Raw genomic sequence first — 739 nt, 5'->3', positions numbered from 1 at the left:
TCCGTCAGGGCGTCGATCACGGCGACCGAGTTCAGCTTGCGCTTCACTCTAATCGCCAGGCACTCCCGGCTGTGCTCATCAAGGATGTTCAGCGTCCGAAAAGCTTTGCCATCGTCGTTTCGACAATGGACGAAATCATAGCTCCATACATGATTGCGATACTCTGGCCTCTTTCGCCAGCGGTAATAGGTTTGTTCAACAACGCCAATCTGCCTGATCGCATCAAGACGAGACATCCCTTGCCACATCAGAACTTCAACCTGCCGTAACTTCGAGACTATCTCTTCGGGCTTCGGTCTCTTGTTTGTCATTCTCTGTCCTCCGTTTCCTGAACATAACGGTGGACCGGTTCAGTTGGGGAAGCTCACCCGCGGCTTGCCATGCGACCGCGGGAAGAAAGAGGAAAGCGTGGCCATCTGCTCGTCAGTCAGCCAGAAAAGGTCGCTCATAACATCGCTCCATTTTCCAAGCCGTGAAACATACAGCGCTTTGAAAATCAATGGGTCCTGAGCCTAGGACCCAGCCCCTGAAATCGTCTGGCATCAGCGCCTACCGGACAAGTTTATGGGTTTGAGCGATAGATACTTTTTTGGAGATTTTTTCTTTAGTTTGATTTCATTTTTGTGGATGTCATCTTTTGGAAAACAGGAGTTTTGTTATGCAAAATGTTAGTGTCCCATCGTCACAGGCCCTACGAACCTCTACGGCTCTTACGTATTCAACCACCGAGACCTGCACT

The 739-nt window shown here is 50.1% G+C and carries 2 pseudogenes; both read right to left on the bottom strand.

What is annotated here, in order from left to right:
• Positions 1 to 176: pseudogene (locus tag ABLN87_RS22555) on the bottom strand (DDE-type integrase/transposase/recombinase); the annotation flags it as partial.
• A 189-nt stretch (positions 177 to 365) separates the two neighbouring features.
• Positions 366 to 449: pseudogene (locus tag ABLN87_RS22325) on the bottom strand (IS5/IS1182 family transposase); the annotation flags it as partial.
• Positions 450 to 739 lie beyond the last annotated feature (290 nt).

The sequence above is a fragment of the Ruegeria sp. SCP10 genome, from assembly GCF_040329495.1.
GTDB lineage: Bacteria > Pseudomonadota > Alphaproteobacteria > Rhodobacterales > Rhodobacteraceae > Ruegeria.
Note: the sequence above shows the minus strand (reverse complement) of the source record. Positions and strands in the feature narration are given on the sequence as shown.